13 protein-coding genes are annotated in these 18,190 nt (G+C 57.7%); 3 read left to right on the top strand and 10 right to left on the bottom strand.

What is annotated here, in order from left to right:
• Nucleotides 1-542 precede the first annotated feature (542 nt).
• Both FDM28_RS16655 and FDM28_RS16650 read left to right on the top strand, forming a co-directional pair.
• Complete coding sequence (locus FDM28_RS16655; RefSeq protein WP_138517174.1) at nucleotides 543-1,766, top strand: ParA family protein; 1,224 nt, start codon at nucleotides 543-545, stop codon at nucleotides 1,764-1,766.
• A complete protein-coding gene (locus FDM28_RS16650; RefSeq protein ID WP_138517173.1) occupies nucleotides 1,766-2,779 on the top strand; it encodes a ParB/RepB/Spo0J family partition protein in 1,014 nt (337 codons plus the stop codon). Before FDM28_RS16655 ends, FDM28_RS16650 begins: the two co-directional genes overlap by 1 nt.
• 57 nt (nucleotides 2,780-2,836) lie before the next feature.
• Here FDM28_RS16650 and FDM28_RS16645 read toward each other — a convergent pair whose 3' ends face one another.
• Nucleotides 2,837-4,957, bottom strand: coding sequence for a phage integrase family protein (locus FDM28_RS16645; protein WP_138517171.1), 2,121 nt, complete (start codon nucleotides 4,955-4,957; stop codon nucleotides 2,837-2,839).
• A 412-nt stretch (nucleotides 4,958-5,369) separates the two neighbouring features.
• Between FDM28_RS16645 and FDM28_RS17705 the strand changes: the two genes are divergently transcribed.
• Nucleotides 5,370-5,528: a hypothetical protein gene (locus FDM28_RS17705; protein WP_170211829.1), complete on the top strand. Its 159-nt coding sequence runs from the start codon at nucleotides 5,370-5,372 to the stop codon at nucleotides 5,526-5,528.
• Between the two features lie 196 nt (nucleotides 5,529-5,724).
• On the opposite strand, the gene FDM28_RS16640 is transcribed toward FDM28_RS17705, so the two are convergent.
• The 9 genes from FDM28_RS16640 to FDM28_RS16600 all read right to left on the bottom strand — a co-directional run bounded on the left by FDM28_RS16640 (nucleotide 5,725) and on the right by FDM28_RS16600 (nucleotide 18,186).
• Entirely contained in the window at nucleotides 5,725-6,489 is a 765-nt protein-coding gene (locus tag FDM28_RS16640; RefSeq protein WP_138517170.1) for a hypothetical protein, read from the bottom strand.
• Nucleotides 6,490-6,499: 10 nt separating this feature from the next.
• Nucleotides 6,500-7,699, bottom strand: coding sequence for a hypothetical protein (locus FDM28_RS16635; RefSeq protein WP_138517167.1), 1,200 nt, complete (start codon nucleotides 7,697-7,699; stop codon nucleotides 6,500-6,502).
• Nucleotides 7,692-8,648 carry a site-specific integrase gene (locus tag FDM28_RS16630; RefSeq protein ID WP_138517165.1) on the bottom strand — a complete coding sequence of 319 codons (957 nt, stop codon included), beginning with the start codon at nucleotides 8,646-8,648 and terminating at the stop codon, nucleotides 7,692-7,694. Before FDM28_RS16630 ends, FDM28_RS16635 begins: the two co-directional genes overlap by 8 nt.
• Nucleotides 8,649-8,702: 54 nt before the next feature.
• Nucleotides 8,703-9,197, bottom strand: coding sequence for an HAD domain-containing protein (locus tag FDM28_RS16625; RefSeq protein ID WP_138517163.1), 495 nt, complete (start codon nucleotides 9,195-9,197; stop codon nucleotides 8,703-8,705).
• Between the two features lie 209 nt (nucleotides 9,198-9,406).
• Nucleotides 9,407-12,541, bottom strand: a complete 3,135-nt coding sequence (locus FDM28_RS16620; RefSeq protein WP_138517161.1) for an efflux RND transporter permease subunit — start codon at nucleotides 12,539-12,541, stop codon at nucleotides 9,407-9,409.
• A complete protein-coding gene (locus FDM28_RS16615; protein WP_138517159.1) occupies nucleotides 12,538-14,034 on the bottom strand; it encodes an efflux RND transporter periplasmic adaptor subunit in 1,497 nt (498 codons plus the stop codon). The genes FDM28_RS16620 and FDM28_RS16615 overlap by 4 nt, the downstream gene beginning before the upstream one ends.
• On the bottom strand, nucleotides 14,031-15,311 hold the full coding sequence (locus tag FDM28_RS16610) for a TolC family protein (RefSeq protein ID WP_138517157.1): 1,281 nt from the start codon (nucleotides 15,309-15,311) through the stop codon (nucleotides 14,031-14,033). The genes FDM28_RS16615 and FDM28_RS16610 overlap by 4 nt, the downstream gene beginning before the upstream one ends.
• A gap of 82 nt (nucleotides 15,312-15,393) precedes the next feature.
• Entirely contained in the window at nucleotides 15,394-15,762 is a 369-nt protein-coding gene (locus tag FDM28_RS16605; protein ID WP_170211827.1) for a hypothetical protein, read from the bottom strand.
• Between the two features lie 48 nt (nucleotides 15,763-15,810).
• Nucleotides 15,811-18,186, bottom strand: a complete 2,376-nt coding sequence (locus FDM28_RS16600) for a heavy metal translocating P-type ATPase (RefSeq protein WP_138517154.1) — start codon at nucleotides 18,184-18,186, stop codon at nucleotides 15,811-15,813.
• Nucleotides 18,187-18,190 lie beyond the last annotated feature (4 nt).

The raw sequence follows: 18,190 nt of genomic DNA, 5'->3' as shown, positions 1-18,190 counted from the left end.
TTTACCGGTAGATTCTTGGACATTTTGGCTTCCTTGAGACCCATTCCGGATTTCTCGCTCTGTTTTTTGGACATTTTTTGGCACTCCAGAGCTGCTTTTTCTGTTCAATTTATGATCAAACGCGCTTTGTAAGTGTGTATTCCTACGAAAAACATTGCATTTTGAGCACCGGTAGATTCTTGGACACTACCGGTAAAAACTTGGACATCTGCCGGTAGATTCCTGGACGCTTACCGGTAGATTCTTGGACATTACCGGTAGATTCTTGGACAAAAACGGCTGTAAGTTGTTGATTTTTAACGATATTCTTTCTCTGAATTATTGAAGACTTTTCTGAAGTTCTCTTATGAAGACTGCAGGACTCTTGTGAAAATCCCAACAACCGCGAACAGCCAACAGCCTAAGACATCGCTCATGTGGCGCATTCTTGATGGACAACCTTCACTCGTTTCCAATTTCAGCGCGATACGCGTGATTCATCGCAATTCTGAAAATTTACGTTTTTTTCGATGTTCAGCTAAAATTTCGTGAAAAGGACTTTTATGCAAACAAAGCAAAAACCCATTCGTCACTCAATTGACATAGAGGCACTGAACAGCCTAGCTGTGAATGCAAGCAATGTGATTCAACAAGCACGGTCATCCATGCTTGCACCTGAATCACGGAAGTCAGCACCAGTATTTAGCTCTAGTCAATTGGCAGAGCTTTGCGGCTTGGATAGAAATCGTGTGATGTATCACGCCAAGAAAGGTGATTTGCCTAGTGGTGAGCGTGAAGGAAGTTCTAAACGTGAGTGGACTCTTGAAGAGGCTCGTGTATGGGTTCGCACTTTCCGGAAGGATGTACTGCGAGACCCCTACCTGGCAAGCGGAACTACTATTGCCGTTGCTAACTACAAGGGCGGTGTGTCCAAAACTACAAGTGCGGCTGCATTGGCACAAGGACTTAGCTTGCGCGGTCACCGCGTTCTGGTTGTAGATACTGACCCGCAGGGATCTTTGACCACTTTGTTTGGTGTTCTGCCCGACACGGAGGTTGATGAGAATCACACGATTCTCGACTTGTGTACAGGTGAAGAGTCTTCGATCATCCCAGCCATCCAAAAGACATACTGGGACGGCATCGATCTTGTTGCTGCGGCTCCAATCCTCTTTAACGCAGAATTTTTGCTCCCCTCGCGTCAGGCTAAAGATCCAAATTTTGCGTTCTGGCGCGTTTTGGATGCTGGCCTTGAAGAGGCTCGCAATGAATACGACGTCATCATCATTGACACCCCCCCTTCCCTCTCCTACATCACCATAAACGCACTTATTGCCGCAGATGGCGTGTTGATGCCATTGCCACCAAACGCTCTGGATTTCGCCAGCTCCGCGCAATTCTGGGGGTTGTTCACAGGCGTGTGCAAGTCATTGTTTGCTGCGCGTGGTGAGAACAAACAATATGCGTTTGTAGACATCCTGCTCAGTCGAGTGGATAAGGCAGACCTGATCAGCAACGACATCCGCAATTGGATTGTTAGTGCTTACGGCCCGAAAGTTCTGCCAGTAGAGATTCCAAAGACATCTATTGCAGCCAGCGCTAGTGCGGAGTTCGGTACTGTCTACGACATGGATGTCGGCAGTGTTCAAGCCAAAACCTTGAAGCGCGCCCACGATGCATATGAGCTGCTCGTTGACTACGTAGAGAAACAGATTTGGGGTGTCTGGGAAGCGAATGCAGAAGCAGTTCGCAAAACTGATTCAATGATCGCTAACGGAGAAATCTGATGTCTACAGGAAAACTTACTCCACGTGAAAAGGCCGCTTTGGCAACTCAAAGCATGGCTGCTGCGCCTGTCGCTAAGGGGGCGCAGGCTGATGTCACTCGCACAAGCTCAATCGCAATTGGTCTTGGAATGGCTGGGCAGGGCGGTCAACTAATCGAAGTCAAAAAGGAACTCGCTGATGTCAAACAGGCGCTGTCTGCGGAGCGTGAGTTTCATCGTGATTCGCTGCCTGCGAAAAAGCTCGATCCAAAGTCAATTCGTCCGAGCAAGTGGGCCAATCGCCATGACGACAGCTTTAAAGCTAAAGCTTTTGACGACCTTAAAAAAGAGATCGAGTCTGAGGGCGGCAATGTCCAGGCAATCAAAGTTCGCCCTGTAATCGGCTCTTCTCCTGTTGAGTACGAAATTGTTTATGGCCATCGTCGCCATCGTGCCTGTCTCGAACTGGGCTTGTCCGTTCTGGCCGTCATCGAATCCATCTCCGAGCAAGCGTTGTTTTTGGAGATGGATCGTGAAAACCGTTCACGTGCTGACCTTCGCCCTTATGAGCAGGGACTGATGTACAAAAGAGCACTCGACGAAGGGTTGTTCCCATCTCAGCGAAAGTTGGCTGAAGCTGCAGGTGTCGATCTCGGCAACTTGGGTAAAGCGGTGGCTCTTGCCCGTTTACCTGAAGCCGTTCTCAATGCATTCCCATCCCCGTTAGACATCCAGCTTGGATGGTCTACCAAATTGAATCAGCTTCTTGATTCAGGTGCTGACGTCTTGCTGAGCCGTGCAAAGGAAGTTAAATCACTTTCTTCCCTGACAGCAAAACATGTCATGGAGTATCTTGAACGAGGAGGGGTTGTTTCAAACAACCCCCTCAAGGCAGTCGTAAAAGGCAACGCCGACCAAGAGGCCGTGATCAAGTTTGATCCTTTGAAAAACCGATTTGCTGTTCAGCTTTCTGGCGTTGATAAGTCCCGAGCAGCAGAACTAGAAGCGGTCATTAAAGAGTTTTTGACCAAGTAGGTCTAGCAAGTCAATCAAACCCAAAAAGGGGGGTTGTTTGAAACAACCCCCTTTTTTTTACGCCTCAACACTCCGCCGCTTCATCCTTTTTATCGCATCGATCTTCCGCGCCAATTCCTGCGTCGAGTAAATGGAGGTGGTGTCGATAGACGCGTGCCCAGCCAGTTCGCTCACCACTTCGATCGGCAAGCCATCCACCAAAGCCTGTCGAACAAAGGTGTGGCGCATCCAATGTGTGGAGGCTTTCAGGAACCTGGCTTGGTCTAATCCGGCCTCGTTGCAGCCGAACGAGATCTTGGTAAAGAAGCGTTTGAGAACTGCGTAGATCCCGGAGGCCGACAGGGGCAAGCCAGGCTTCTCTGAGACAGGGCTGACTTCGGTGGCACCTGTGCTGGTTTGACGCCACTGGGGTACCGATGCGTGCAAAGTGCGGATCAGGGGCAGTTCATCCGCTTCTAACAATTGCTTGTCGTCAGCCAAGAATTCCTTAGCGTGTTGGGTTATGAGCGCAACGATGGAGTCCTGCAGCGGGATGTCACGGGTTTTGTTGCGCTTGCCAGTGACACTCAGGATCCAGGTGGGGGGATGGTCGGGCAGTGTTTCCACCCGCAGGTTCTTGTAGCGTGCGCGGGCCAGTTCGTCCAGGCGCACGCCGCTGGTCACCAGCAATTCCAGGATGCAGCGCAGCCGATGGGCTTCAGGAGAGGAGGGGAGGGCGGCCACACCGTGCAGCACAAACTCCCATTCCGCCGCCGTGAAGCTGCGACGAATGTCGACCTTGGATACCGGCAAGTCGAAGGACTTCATCAAAGCTCGAAAAGGGTTGGCCACCAGGTAGCCGGCATCCATCAGTCCGGTGAACAGCGTCTGCAAAATGACCAGGGCTTGTTTCTGGGAAGCAGGGGAGGGCTGTCCTCGGAATGCGCGCCACTGGGGATCGGATCGCGGCACGGGCAGGGAGTGGATCCAGCTCGCCGGGACCGCTTTCAGAAACTCCCGGTAACGCTGGCAATCGGGAGCAGTAACGGAGCTCAGCGGCTTGCGTAGTTCCTGGGCGCACCAGAGAACGAAGCGCTCAATCTCTTTGCGGTAGCTGCGCTGGGTAGAAGGCTTTTCGTTGTAGCGGCTGAGCCAGGCAGCAATCGCTTCGCTATCGTTGCCAGCACCCAGGGTGTTGGGCATGTGGCTGCGAAACACCCCGTTTTCTCCCGTAAGGGTCGGGGTGAGGGCGATGCGCTGGAGTTCGCGGTCGATCAGGGTGAGGGTGCCGGCGGCACCACCAGAAGGAAAGCCGGAAACGCTGCCAAAAGGGTAGGGGAGGGCAGGGGAGGGCGCACCGGCGGGGATGACGCGGGGTGTATGCAGGGCGCTCAGGGCCTTGGGTTGAAGCGCCGTGGACTGGATAGCCATGCGCAGCTGCTCTTGTTGCAGCTGCAGCCAGAAAACCACCTGCCCCGCCCGCAAAGCCCCGAATCCCTGGATCCGACCATGCCAGCGGTAGCCATAGACATTGATGAAGTTCACCAGGTCTTTGAGGAACAGCAGTCCTACATTGCGCAGGCGTTTGACCACCGGGCGGGCGAACCAGAGTTCCAGCTTGTCCTCGGCCGTGGGTTGAATGGCCAGCAAGGATTCCAGATGGTTGAGGGCACGGACACGTTCGGCCGAGGGGTCTTTGAGGTGGGCGCCGGCTTCCAGGGCATCGGCATTGTCCAGTCCGAAGGCCGCCTTGTATTCGTCCAACAGCTCGGCTTCCGAGTACATGTCGGGGTCCAGGCCTTCTTGCTCCACCCATTCCTCCAGGGTGGGAAGCTGTACGGCCGCCACCGGTTTGGCCTGGCTGCGCAGCAGGTCCAGGGAGGCATGCAGGCCTGCGTGTTTGGGCAGTCCGGGGTCCAGGTTGCGTCCGGCCTCGATGATCTGCTGCAACAAGGCATCCTTGCGGTTCTGGACGTAGCGCAGATCGGTGGTGCTCTCCGCCCAGGCCAGGTAGCGGTCAAAGGACTGGCGCAGGTCCAAACCCAGCAGTGCGGAGCGCACAAAGGCGAAGTGGTGCAGCCCCAGGGAGCGGGGATCTTTGACCACCTGGGACTTGGAGCCGGGCGGGCGGCCGCGGCGCTTGGGCGCCGGGCGGTGAAACAGCGGGTCTACCGAGGGAAAACCGGGCAAATCGGCCATGCAAGCGACCTCGTACTTTTAAAGAATGCCGACTTAGAACAATTAATTCAGCGTCGTGATTATAAGGATAATCATGACGTAGTCAGATCGCAATAAATGGAGGAGGGCAGTGGGGAGGGCGTTGGGACGCCTCAGAAAGCGAAAAGCCTCCACAAGGGCTAGGCGGTGGCTTAATGTGGAATGTGGATACGGACGCATTTACTTGGAGCTTTCCACCGGATACGCTGTAATTTGCGCATATCCGGTGGAAAGTATTTAAGAAGCCCAAGGACAACCGGCAAGGACTGGGCACAGCAGGCCGGCTACACCTCTTCAATGTAAGAAACACGCGCTTACCACCCCTCGAACGGGCGGGAGCCTTATATATCTGTCTGGCCACCTGATCCACACCAGTGGCTACAAAGTGCTGGTGGTGGCGGGTGATGGAATCACCAATCTGGATACGGACGATGCAAGCGTTGTGATCTTCCGCGCCAGCGAGTCGGCCCGTGGTGTGCCAGTGCACCAGCTCGACGAGCGATTGATGCGGCTCATCAAGGAAGCGCATGCATTTTGGGCGCGCAGCGGTTGAGCGTCACAATCTCCTGAGGTTGATTAGGGAGTGACGACAGTCGTCGTCAATGGGCAAATGCAAGCACACCAAGAAAAAGCCGCAGGAAGGATCGAACGTAACCACACCCTAATGGGGTGATCTCGGTTTAGGTGCTATTTGTAGCGGTTTAAGTCAAGGGTAAACCCTGATTCTGCAGATCGCTCTAAGCCACCGCCTATGGGCCGGGCTTCAACCCATTGGCGAATGCGAAGACCCGCTCGGAGAGTATTTCGAAATCACCATCGCTCAGAACATCCAGTATCTTTGTGCATATCCCCTCGACCCCCATGAGTCGATGGTTGCGCTGCTTCAACCCGGCACTGTCTAAAACGGCGTTCAGAACATCCATCGACGTTGCCTGTCTGGTTGTCGGCGGCGAGGTTTTTCTCCACTCGTCCCAATGCCGAAAGTAATTTGAGGTCGCTACCAAAATGACTCCCACTGAATGTCCGTGGATCAACGGCGCTGTGCCCTCCCAATCGAGGCGAGCTGCATTCATGTCATCCCTCAAAGCCTGAAGGAGACTCGTCAAATTCAGCAGAATTGCGCCGGAACAGGACTCGGAACCCAACATATTTGCCGCGATTTCTTCGTTCAATGCAAATCGGCGCTCGAAAGCTGTCGGGCCGGGTAGGAACGGTTTTGGGTTTGAATCCAGGTGATGGTCAGCAACCTGGTCCAGGCTTCTTTTCAAGTCCTCGGACCGCGAACTGACGGCCATGGCCAGGTCCAAAAGTGACTTGAGCATGGGCGCGTTGAAACGCCACGCGCTGACAAATCGACGCATGGCGCTGTAGTGCTCGTTGTTCAGCATCAGATCGCCACTCTTGGTCAACGCGATATCGCCGTTTTTCAGCACTAGATCACCAGGAGTTTTCAGAATCTCCAAATTGAACTTGGTGACGATTTCCTCGTGACTGGGGGCGAGTGGCAGTTGCATATTGGAATGGCTACAAATCTGGGGATTCGGCTGATGGCTGGGCCTGCAAACACTGCTTTTGCTTCGCAGTCCCACGCCTGTTCACAAATGCCACCATGGCTTCTGACAGCGGTGTGTCAATTTCAAAATCCCCGTACCGCCGCAGAAACTCCGCCCACCGCCGGGCCAGGACTCCAGAGCGACGCATGGATAGACACACCCATATCCAACGCAACCGCCATTTCTCACCGTCCTGCCAAAAGGCACAGGCACCGATAGCCGCGCCAGGTCCATGTGTGTCGGTGTGATCCGCAAACAAGTAGCCATGGCTTTCGGCGCGCAGGTTCTTTTTCCTTAGCGAACCTTCCCATTGAAGGAAGTCGTACTGAAATTCACACTTGAACTGGAGCGCACGTTGATGGACTTCCCGGTGCATCCATATGGGTGAATCGCCAATTACCAGCTCTGGATCGGCATGCTTTTCCAGTCTGGCGTTGAACGCCGCAATCGGGCGCGGATTCATGAACCGCATCACCCGGGCGTGTTCTGACCGATGGGACATCGCACTTTCCGGGTCTCCCTTGGTATACCGCCACCCACAGTCAGGACAAGTGACCATTCCCTGTGCTGCAGGCCTTCTGTACTTGGGCCCTCTGACCGTCAATATGTGAGGCAGCTTCCCTACCAGCGTGAATTTGATGCGGCGTCCCTGGGCGTCTTTCCAGTTGTGGGGTGTCCACTCCCCATCATCGTTCTGCTCATCAGAATAGGCAGAAAACTCTTCCTTCAGGCGCCGCTTTGGGTAGGACAGCAAGGTCCATTCGCTACCCGTGACATGAGTCAGATCCTTTTGGGCACGGAGCCCATGCTCTACCAAGCGTTCGGGATGGCTGTCAAAACCCATCTCCTCCATGCGAACAAGCAGGCATGCTGCATCGGCCAGAGTGAGTGCGTTGGTAGCCATCGCGCCAGCGGACAGGTACCTTGGGCGTTTGTAAACCGCGCGCCAAGGGATCTCAAGGTATTCCGTCAACCGGTCCAAGTCCAGATACGCAAGCCGTGAATCTGTCGAAAGAAGCAGTTCCTCCAACTCAATGCTGTAGATCCATCCGCGTGCGATGATGGTGTCATCAACGGGCGTGTAATGGGCGAAACCGCCAAAGTGTCGATTTTTTCCATTGAGCGCTTGATAGAGTTGCTGAAGCAGCTTGGAGGGAATTTTTTTATTCATTCCTGGTGCGTCCCTTCTGCAGGCTTTGCTCAAACCTGTTTTGCAGTTCGGCGTCTGGGGTATCCAGATAGCGCATGGCTGACTTGATGTCCTGCCAACCCACGTACTCCATCAACTCCTTGATATCCCAGCCACTGGCACGGGCCCAGCCGGCAAAGCCACGCCGCAAAGAGTGACTGCTGTACTCCTTCACGTCTGGTACTCCCGCCAGGGACAACATATTGCGCAGCAATGGAATCATGCTGTTGGGATGCATGGCTTTGCGCGATACGTTCCCCCAACGATCTATGCCTCTGTACACCGGACCATCATGCAGCTTGGCCAGCGCGGTCCATTGGGCAAATGCCGCTACCGGGCACAGTCTGGACAAGGATGGGCATTTGTAGGTTTTGCCCAGTGTCTGACGGTCTCCCTTGCTGCGGTCCAGGTAGCAGGTCATTCCCTCAGTGGACACGATTTGGACGTTCTCAACTGAGAGACGAGCCAGTTCTTCTGACCGAAAGCCGCGCCAGAATCCCAACAGGATCAGACTGCGGTCACGGGTAAATCTCAGCGCCGATGCGTCGTCACCCTGACGCAGAGACCGGTCAATACCCTCTGCCAGCCAGAGGTCCACCTGCTCCAAGACATCCAGATCCAGGGGCTTTGCGCGGTTTTCAGGGGTGTTGTGTACGGTGCGGATGCCCTTGAGCAGCTGTCGGATGGTGGTGGTTTTGGTCGGATCGGCAAAGCCTTGGTCCAGATGCCACCGTGACAGCGCGGCCAGTCTGTGGCGCAGTGTGTTGCCTGACAGCGAGGACGCATAGTCCGCCAGGTAGCGGGCAATGGCATCGCTGCTGGCTGGCAGCAAGCCTTTCCATTCCTCCTCAAAGTGTCGGATCGCTGAGGCGTAGCTCGACAGCGTGTTCTGGCGCTCGGCGGCTTTGAGATAGTCGTCAACGTTGCTCATGGCATCAGCTGGTAGCGCTTGTGGCAGACATTACAGTGACCATAACAGCAATGATCAGGCCAATACGCCTTGGATGCGGGCTGCAAGTTTCGTCGCAGCGTTCGCATTCAACCCCACCTCTCCGTTCACCAGGAAAACATGGGGATTGAAGGGACGGAAGTTCCAGGACCGGTCGTCCACGGCCAGCCACTCTTGCGTAGTGCGTCCATGTTGTCCCAACCAACTCCTGCACTCGGCCTCGCGTTCATAGTCGACAAGTACATCGGGAACATCCTCTAGCTGTCCGTATGGTCGTGTAACGCCAACTATGCGCGCCGCTACATCGCCCGAAAACAAGGCTTTGAGTTGTTCCAAGGAGCGTTTGTAGCGCCATGTGCTGGAAATCACCAGATCGACATGGGGAACTGCCCGCATCACCGTCTCAAAAGTCTCCAGGTGCATGAAGTGCTTGGACTCGTGGCAAAACTCAGGATGCATCACACCGTCGAAATCCAGAAAAAGAACTTGTACGACTGAAGTTGCCCTGTGGCTCGGGCTTGAATAGAACATGGCGGTGGTTCTGTTTGGCGACCCCGTAAGTCTATACAGACTGGTTCCGTGGACCTATACCTGCATGGCCATGTGCAGACCCAGATGGGCTGGTGCCGCGTGGTGACCACCCCAGCGGGGTACGTCAGAAACCGAGCCTCCGCATTCTCAAGATAGGATTTTCAGTTTGAAAACCCTCTCTTTGACAAGGCGCTGGTGATTCCCCTGAACTAGTTGAGTCTGCGTGAGGTTCGCACACGCATCATCCGATAGGCAGCCGGGATGATGAAGAGCGACAGCAATGGCGCCGTGATCATGCCTCCCAGCATGGGGGCTGCAATCCGGCTCATCACTTCCGAGCCGGTACCACTGCCCCACACAATGGGAAACAAGCCGGCCAGGATCACGGCTACAGTCATGGCCTTGGGGCGCACCCGCAGTACGGCCCCCTCGCGGATGGCATCCAGAACCATGGCCACGCCCGGCGCAGCCCCTTGACTCTCGCGATCCGCCAGGGCCTGCTTGAGGTAGAGCAGCATCACGACTCCGAACTCTGCCGCTACTCCTGCCAGCGCGATAAACCCGATGCCGGTGGCCACCGACAGGTGGTAGCCCATCAGGTACAAAAACCAGACTCCGCCTGTAAGTGCAAATGGCAACGTGGCCATGATCAAGGCTGCTTCGTCCAGACGGCTGAATGTCAGGTACAGCAAGACGAAGATGATCAGCAAGGTCGCCGGTACCACCACCTTGAGCCGGGCATTGGCCCGTTCCAGGAACTCGAACTGGCCCGAATAGGTGATGCTGACCCCCGGTTCGAGCTTGACCTGCTGGCTTACCGCCTGGCGCAAATCGTTGGCGACTGAGGCCAGATCACGCCCACGTACGTCCACATAGACCCAGTTGGAGGGGCGTGCATTCTCGGTTTTGAGCATGGGCGGGCCATCGGTGATGCGAACTTTGGCGACCGTTCCCAGGGTGATCTGTTGCCCCATGGGTGTCAGGATGGGAAGCTGGGCCAACTTTTCTGGGGTGTCACGCCATTCCCGGGGGTAGCGCAGATTGATGGGGAAGCGCGCCAGGCCTTCGATCGTCTCCGCCACGTTCTCGCCGCCAATGGCCCCTGACACCAGCGCCTGCACGTCATTGATGTTCAGCCCATAGCGCCCGGCTGCCACCCGATCAATCTGGACATCGACGTAGCGTCCCCCGGTCAAGCGCTCTGCCAAGGCGCTGGACACACCGGGAACGCTTTTGGCCACTTGTTCGATTTGGCTGGCGATGCGGTCGATGGTGGCCAAGTCGGTGCCGTTGACTTTGACGCCTATGAGGCTTTTGACGCCGGTGGCGAGCATGTCGATGCGATTGCGGATGGGTGGAATCCAGATGTTGGACAGTCCCGGCACCTTGACGGCCTGGTCCAGCGTCTCGATCAGCTTCTCCGGCGTCATGCCGACGCGCCACTGCTCCCGTGGTTTGAGCTGCACCGTGGTCTCGAACATTTCCATGGGTGCTGGGTCGGTGGCGGTCTCTGCACGACCCGCCTTGCCAAAGACACGCTCCACCTCGGGCACGGTCCTGATCATCCGGTTGGTGATCTGCAGCAGCTCCGATGCTTTCTGCGCGGACAGCCCTGGCAGGGCCGACGGCATGTACAGCAAATCCCCTTCGTCCAGGGGCGGCAGGAACTCCCCACCCAACTGGCTCACGGGCCACAGCGTGGTGGCAAAGGCAAGGACCGCGATGGCCAATGTCGATTTGGGGCGCAGCAGTACCCATTCCAGCGCGGGGCGGTACACCGCGATCAAGGCGCGTGTGATGGGGTTGCGCTGCTCATCGGGGATGCGACCCCGGATCCAGTACCCCATCAGGATGGGGATCAAGGTGATCGAGAGCCCTGCAGCGGCGGCCATGGCGTAGGTCTTGGTGAAGGCCAGAGGGCCAAACAGGCGACCTTCCTGGGCTTCCAGCGTAAACACCGGGATGAAGGACAAGGTGATGATCAGCAAGGAGAAGAACAGTGCCGGCCCCACCTCGACGGCAGCTTCAGTGATCACGCTCCACCGTTCCTGGCCTTCCAACACCTGTTCAGGATGGGCATGCTGCCAGGCCTCCAGCTTCTTGTGGGCGTTCTCGATCATCACCACGGCCGCATCCACCATGGCACCGATGGCAATGGCGATACCGCCCAGGGACATGATGTTGGCATTGATCCCCTGGACATGCATCACCACAAAGGCCGCCACGATGCCCAAAGGCAACGAGATGATGGCCACCAGTGCGGAGCGCAGGTGCCCCAGAAACAGCACGCACACCAGCGCCACCACAACGAACTCTTCCAGCAGCTTGGCGGACAGGTTGTCGATGGCCCGCGCAATCAGTGCACTGCGGTCGTACGTGGTGACCACCTCCACCCCCGGTGGCAGGCTTTTTTGCAGTTCGGCCAGCTTGGTTTTGACGGCACGTATGGTTTCCTGGGCATTTTTGCCTGAGCGCAGCAACACGACGCCACCGGCTACTTCGCCCTGACCATCGAGTTCGGCCACGCCGCGGCGCATTTCTGGCCCGACTTGCACCGTCGCCACATCTCCCAGTCGAACGGCAGTACCGCCCCGGCTGGAGAGCGGAATGGCCCGGAAGTCCTCCAGGGTTCGCAGGTAACCATTGACCCGCACCATGTACTCGGCCTCGGCCAGTTCCAGCACCGAGCCACCCGTTTCCTGGTTGCCATTGGTCAACGCCTGACGCACTTGCTCGTACGTGATGCCATAGCCATTGAGCTTGAGCGGGTCCAGCACGACCTGGTACTGCTTGACCATGCCGCCCACGCTGGCCACCTCGGCGACATTGGGCAGGGTCTTGAGCTCGAACTTCAGGAACCAGTCCTGCAAGGCACGCAGTTGCGACAGGTCATGCCCGCCCGTGCGGTCCACCAGGGCGTACTGGTAAATCCAGCCCACACCAGTGGCATCGGGCCCCAGTGCCGATTTGGCACCGACGGGCAAGCGCCCCTGTACCTGGTTGAGGTATTCCAGGACACGGGAGCGGGCCCAGTAGAGGTCGGTGGCGTCATCGAACAGGATGTAGACGAAGGAGTCCCCAAAGAAGGAGAAACCCCGCACCGTCTTGGCACCCGGCACGGACAGCATGGTGGTGGCCAAGGGATAGGTCACCTGGTTTTCCACAATCTGCGGCGCTTGGCCGGGGTAGCTGGTGCGGATGATGACCTGTACATCGGACAGGTCCGGCAGCGCATCAATGGGAGTGGAACGCACCGCCCACAGGCCGGCACCCGCCAGAAACACCGTGGCCAACAGTACCAGAAAGCGATTGGACACCGACCAGCGGATGATGCGAGCGATCATGGTTTCACCCCTTTGAGTGCCACCACTTCGTATTCGTCACCGACAGCCCTGAACTGGAACTGCACGGTGTCCCCAACTTTGAAGCCAGACGACTGCAACTCCTTGGCGCGCTTGAAGCCCATGGTCATGGCCGGCCATTTGAGGGCCGGCACGGGTTGGTGGCGCAGCTTGATGTTGGAGGCGTCCAGTTCCTCGATCACCCCCTGCGTTTCAAAGGCGGAAACCTTCTCCATGCTGAGGGCAACAGGACTCATCGGGGTGGAAGGCGGGCTCGATGAGGGAACGACCCCTCGCATGCTGGCTTCCGAGTCCAACAGGAACTGACCCGATGCCACCACTTTTTGGCCAACGTTGAGGCCTTGGCGGATGACCAACTGCCCATCGCGCTCCGCGCCAAGCTGTACATCAACCGGTCGGTATTGGCCCCCGTCCTCGGCCAGATAGACCAAGGCGCGCTTGCCGGTGCGGATCACGGCATCGGAAGGGACCAGCAGGACAGATTCCGTGGGTCCTTGCAAGGTCGCTGTGGCCAGCATGCCGGCACGCAGTCTCTGGCCCGGATTAGGAAGTTCGACCCTGACGCGCACGGTTCGCGTGTCCGGGTTGGTTTCTGCCAACACCGATGTCACTTTGCCCTTGAGGACGGTCTCTGGTGCGGCAGTGAGGCGGGCCTGCACCGCTTGCCCGACTTCCAGCGTGGATGCCTGGGCCTGTGGCACGGCCAACTCCAGCCAAACCGTACCCAATCCGGTGATGCGCGCCAGGGTCATGCCCGGACTCAGGCTCATGCCTTGGCGCACTGCCAATTCCGAAATCACACCTGAACCTGGCGCCGTGATGGTGGTCACCGAGGCGGTGCGATTGCTGCTGTCCACGCGCTGGATCAAGGCGGAAGACATGCCCAGCAGTGCCAGTCGCTGGCGGGCTGCCTGGGTCAATGCGGCATCCCCCATGGCTTTGACGGCCAGAAATTCCTGCTGGGCGCCCACCCATTCCGGATTGGTGACATCGACCAGAGGGCTGCCTGCGGCAATGACATCGCCTGGCGCGCGGGAGTAGACCCGCTCCACGAACCCACCCGTGCGGGCCTGGACGATGCTGACATCCCGCTCGCTGAGTTGCAGGGTTCCGGTGACTTCGACCGTGTTGGACAGGGCCTGTTGCACCACGGTGGCCAGGCGCATTCCCAAACTTTGGCTGGCGCGTGTGGAGACGGCCAGTGCCCCCGTGTCCGCTCCGCCTTCGTCGGCATAGCGCGGCACCAGTTGCATGTCCATGAACGGCGATGGGCCAGGTTTGTCGAACTTGGCATCGGGTTTCATGGGGTCGTACCAGTACAGCACTTTGCGCTCAGACTTGGAAGATTCAGCGGAGGCTGGTGGCATGACGGAGTTGCGCTTGGTCCACCAAGCACCACCGGCAGCGCCCAGAGCCAGGATCAGCACGCCGATCGCGGTAAGAGTGACATTCTTTTTTATGGATGAAGAGTTCATTGCGCACCTCCGGTCAGTGGGGCATCGTTGATGAAGAACAGGCTTGCGCTGATGGCCTGGCGTTCTCCCTGCAAGGAAAGGAATCGCAGCTGGGTTTCCAGGAATTCCCGGCGTGCTGCCAGGTGCTCTACCAAGCTGCCTTTGCCGGCCTGGTAGGCGGAGAGTGTCAAGGCAACTTTGTCGCGCATGAGGGGCTGCAGAACAGTCTGGTTGCGCTCTACGGCCAGGTTCAGGCGTTCCAACTCCGCCCATTGGGTGTTGAGTTCCTGCAGGTGTTCGCGTCGCAAAAGTTCCAGCTCTGCATCCAGGCCCAAGCGCTCCAACTGCTTGGCGGCGATAAGCGGATCCTGGCGTTTCGTGGGTGCCGTAGGTAGATCAAAAGTAACTTTGACCGAGACCATGTCGCCAAACTGCTCTCCGCGGCGCTGGTAAGCGAGTTCCACCCCCCAGTCTGGCTTTTTAGCGGCCTGCGCCTCCCGCAGCTCGGCATCCAGCACAAGGCCCATGCTACTGAGCAGGTTGACATCGGGATGGCCTTGGACACGGTGGGTCAGAGCCTCGCGGTCCAGAGACCAACTGGGTGGCGCTCCGTCCAGTGCTTCACCGGCGGCAGTTCCAATCCAGCGCTGCAATGTGGCAATGGCCTGTGCACGTTGAGCCTGCAGTTCATCCAGGCGCTCGCTCAGCATGGCGGCCTCCTGCCTGGGCATCAATACGTCTGTGATGGAGCCGCGCCCGCTGGCCAACTGTGCCTGAACGGCTGATTCCAGGAGCTTGTTTTGCCTGAAAAGACCGTCAAACAGTGCGATTTGCTGTTCCAAGGCGTAGCGGCGTATCCAGGCCATGGCAGTTTCTCTGCGCACGGACACCATGGAGAGCTGCTGCGCGGATTCGGCCTGCTTGACCTTGGCCTGGGCCACGGCAACGCGGGCGTCCCGCTTGCCGCGGTTGGGGACGTCCTGCATGTATGCGATGCGTTGCATCGTCATGAAGTCACCGGTCAGGCTGTACCGATCCGGTCCACCTATGGGCAGGTTCTCCACACCGAGTGCCAGCTTGGGATCTGGGAGTTCGCCAGCCGGTGCGGTGGCGGCGCGGGCAGCATCCACTTTGGCCTGAGCACTTGCCAGGGTCGGTGCACCCTGGGTGGATAGGGACAGTGCCTGCTCAAAAGACAAAGGCGTGGCTCCCAGCGGCACAGCCACTGCGAGCGGGAAGGCAAAAGCAATCAGCTTGCGGCTGAAGCGATGCCCAATGGGTTGAACGGAACAAGGCATGTCCCAACTCCTGAAAAACTGCGCTTGCGCGCGACGACCTGGCCGTTTAAGGACGGCAAGGCACGGATTCAAGGGGTTGGGGTCAGGCTGGCGGTCGCCAGATTGGGATGGGTTGAGGCTCTATGGCCCGGTCGTTCAGACGGGCCAGGAAAGTGTCTTTGCTGAAGACTTCCGGGATGCTGGGGAGATGGACAGACAGTCCCAAACTGCCGATCTTGCAGTCCTGGCCTACTTTGCAGGTCTTGCCCGTTTTGAGCAAGGTTTCCATGTCATTGCAGCACTCGCCCATTGGGGTGGCTGATGCTTCTTTCATTTCGCCACTGAGCTGCTGCTCTGCCATTGCGGCCATTTCCATGGGGCAAGGCATCTTGGGCACGCCCAAGCCCGCATATCCCGCCAGAGGGATTGCCAGGCTCAGCAGCATCAGAAGTAAAAAGCGGACGGTGCGCACGCTGTAATTAAACCCGAAGTGGACCTCCTATGCCAAACACGCAGTCGGCTACAGCGCTTTGCCGCGCAAGCGCAAGGCATTCCCAATAACGGATGCCGAACTGAAGCTCATCGCCAGGGCCGCAACCATAGGGGACAATAACCAACCGGTGAAGGGGAAGAGCAGCCCCGCAGCCAGAGGGATCCCCAGGGCGTTGTACAGGAATGCAAACATCAGGTTTTGCTTCATATTGCCCACTGTGGCATTGGACAACGCCAGTGCTAGGGAAATCCCACGCAAGTCACCTTTGACCAAAGTAACTTGTGCGCTGTTCATGGCCACGTCCGTGCCTGTTCCCATGGCAATCCCCACGTTGGCCTTGGCCAGGGCTGGCGCGTCGTTGATCCCATCACCCGCCATGGCCACGATGCGGCCTTGCTTTTGCAGCAGGTCTACCAGCGCCAGTTTGTCTTGAGGCTTGACTTCGCCATGCACGTCCTCGATCCCAAGCTTGGCACCCACGGCTTTGGCGGTGGTGACGCCATCACCGGTGGCCATCACGATACGCATGCCAGAGGCTTTGAGGGAAGCCAAGGCCTCCATCGTGCTGGCCTTGATCGGGTCTGACACGGCCAGCAGACCGGCCAGTTTTCCGTCAATGGCAAGGTGCATCACGCTGGCACCCTCAGCACGCAAGGTTTCGGCCTGGGTTGTCAGGGCGTCCACAGAGACGTTGATTTGTTGCATTAGCGCTGTATTGCCCAGCACCAGGTGGCGGCCGGCCACATGGCCCTGCACACCAATACCAGACCCAGATTCGAAGTTCTCGGGTTTCTCCAATACCAATTTCCGTTCGCGCGCCGCCGCCACAATGGCCGCAGCCAACGGATGCTCACTACCTTGGTCCAGGCTGGCCGCCAAGCGCAGAACCTCGTCGGCATCCAGCCCGTCACAGGGGATCGCTTTCTCAAACGTGGGGCGTCCTTCCGTCAAGGTCCCGGTTTTGTCAATGATGAGGGTGTCCACCTTGCGCAGGTTCTCAATGGCGGCCGCGTCACGGAACAACACCCCGTTGACTGCGCCTTTGCCCGTAGCGACCATGATGGACACGGGCGTCGCAAGGCCGAGCGCGCACGGGCAGGCGATGATCAGCACGGCGACCGCATTGATCAGGCCATACACCCAGCTAGGTTGGGGCCCGAACAGCCCCCAACCCAGAAGCGTCAGAACGGCAATGCCCACCACGGCAACCACGAAGTAGCCCGCCACCACATCGGCCATGCGTTGCATGGGGGCTCTGGAGCGTTGCGCCTGGGCGACCATTTGCACGATTTGAGACAGCACTGTGTCGGAACCGACTTTTTCGGACTGCATGACCAGGGAACCGCTGGTGTTGAGGGTTGCACCGATGACCTTGTCGCCCACCCGTTTGGTGACTGGCAGGGGCTCACCGGTCAGCATGGACTCGTCAACCGCGCTACTGCCTTCCGTGACCACCCCATCCACGGGTACCTTCTCGCCAGGACGTACACGTAGCAGATCGCCAAGATGAACGTGGCTAAGTTCAATGTCCTCTTCTGTCCCGTCGGGCCTGATGCGTCGAGCGGTCTTGGGGGCCAGACCCAGCAAGGATTTGATGGCGGCCGAAGTTTGGGAACGCGCCTTGAGTTCCAACATCTGCCCCAACAGGGTCAATGAAATGATGACGGCCGCCGCTTCAAAGTAGACCGCCACCCGGCCCATGGACACAAAGGAGTCGGGAAACACCCCCGGAGCAACGGTTGCCACCACGCTATAGACGTAGGCGGCGCCTGTACCTAGACCTATCAGCGTCCACATATTGGGACTGCGATGAGCGATGGATTGTGCGCCGCGAACAAAAAACGGCCATCCAGCCCAGACCACGATGGGAGTGGCCAATGCGAACTCAACCCAGCTCTGCACCGCCATGTCCATCCACTGCAATCGATGGCCAAACATCGCCAGTACAAAAACAACTCCGGTGAGGGGCAAAGTCCACCAAAAACGGCGTTCAAAATCAGCCAGCTCCGGGTTCTGCTCGTCCTCCAACGACGGCATCACAGGCTCCAGCGTCATCCCGCACTTGGGGCAGTTGCCAGGGTGATCTTGCCGTATCTCCGGATGCATGGGGCATGTGTACACAGTACCCGCCAACACAGGTTTTACGGGAGGCCCGTCATTTGGCGCCCCCATGTACTGCATCGGGCTGGCATCAAACTTCGTTTTGCACTTGGGGCCACAAAAAAAGAACTCTTTCCCCATGTGTTCCGAGTGGTGAACTGACTGGGGGGTGACTGCCATACCGCAAACAGGATCCTTCAACTCGACATCTGCAGCTACATGGTGGCGAGTTGAATCTGCGGGGGGATGCCCATTCCCATGGGCATGCGTGTGCGAATGGCTTGGCTGAGGGCTGGAATTCATGGTC

It is taken from the genome of Rhodoferax bucti (assembly GCF_005876985.1).
In the GTDB taxonomy this organism is placed as follows: domain Bacteria; phylum Pseudomonadota; class Gammaproteobacteria; order Burkholderiales; family Burkholderiaceae_C; genus Allorhodoferax; species Allorhodoferax bucti.
Note: the sequence above shows the minus strand (reverse complement) of the source record. Positions and strands in the feature narration are given on the sequence as shown.

What these genes read in the sequence shown, in the direction of transcription:
- FDM28_RS16655 (WP_138517174.1), top strand. Translation starts at nt 543, where the DNA reads ATGCAAACAAAGCAAAAACCCATTCGTCACTCAATTGACATAGAGGCA.
- FDM28_RS16650 (WP_138517173.1), top strand. Translation starts at nt 1,766, where the DNA reads ATGTCTACAGGAAAACTTACTCCACGTGAAAAGGCCGCTTTGGCAACT.
- FDM28_RS16645 (WP_138517171.1), bottom strand. Translation starts at nt 4,957, where the DNA reads ATGGCCGATTTGCCCGGTTTTCCCTCGGTAGACCCGCTGTTTCACCGC.
- FDM28_RS16640 (WP_138517170.1), bottom strand. Translation starts at nt 6,489, where the DNA reads ATGCAACTGCCACTCGCCCCCAGTCACGAGGAAATCGTCACCAAGTTC.
- FDM28_RS16635 (WP_138517167.1), bottom strand. Translation starts at nt 7,699, where the DNA reads ATGAATAAAAAAATTCCCTCCAAGCTGCTTCAGCAACTCTATCAAGCG.
- FDM28_RS16630 (WP_138517165.1), bottom strand. Translation starts at nt 8,648, where the DNA reads ATGAGCAACGTTGACGACTATCTCAAAGCCGCCGAGCGCCAGAACACG.
- FDM28_RS16625 (WP_138517163.1), bottom strand. Translation starts at nt 9,197, where the DNA reads ATGTTCTATTCAAGCCCGAGCCACAGGGCAACTTCAGTCGTACAAGTT.
- FDM28_RS16620 (WP_138517161.1), bottom strand. Translation starts at nt 12,541, where the DNA reads ATGATCGCTCGCATCATCCGCTGGTCGGTGTCCAATCGCTTTCTGGTA.
- FDM28_RS16615 (WP_138517159.1), bottom strand. Translation starts at nt 14,034, where the DNA reads ATGAACTCTTCATCCATAAAAAAGAATGTCACTCTTACCGCGATCGGC.
- FDM28_RS16610 (WP_138517157.1), bottom strand. Translation starts at nt 15,311, where the DNA reads ATGCCTTGTTCCGTTCAACCCATTGGGCATCGCTTCAGCCGCAAGCTG.
- FDM28_RS16600 (WP_138517154.1), bottom strand. Translation starts at nt 18,186, where the DNA reads ATGAATTCCAGCCCTCAGCCAAGCCATTCGCACACGCATGCCCATGGG.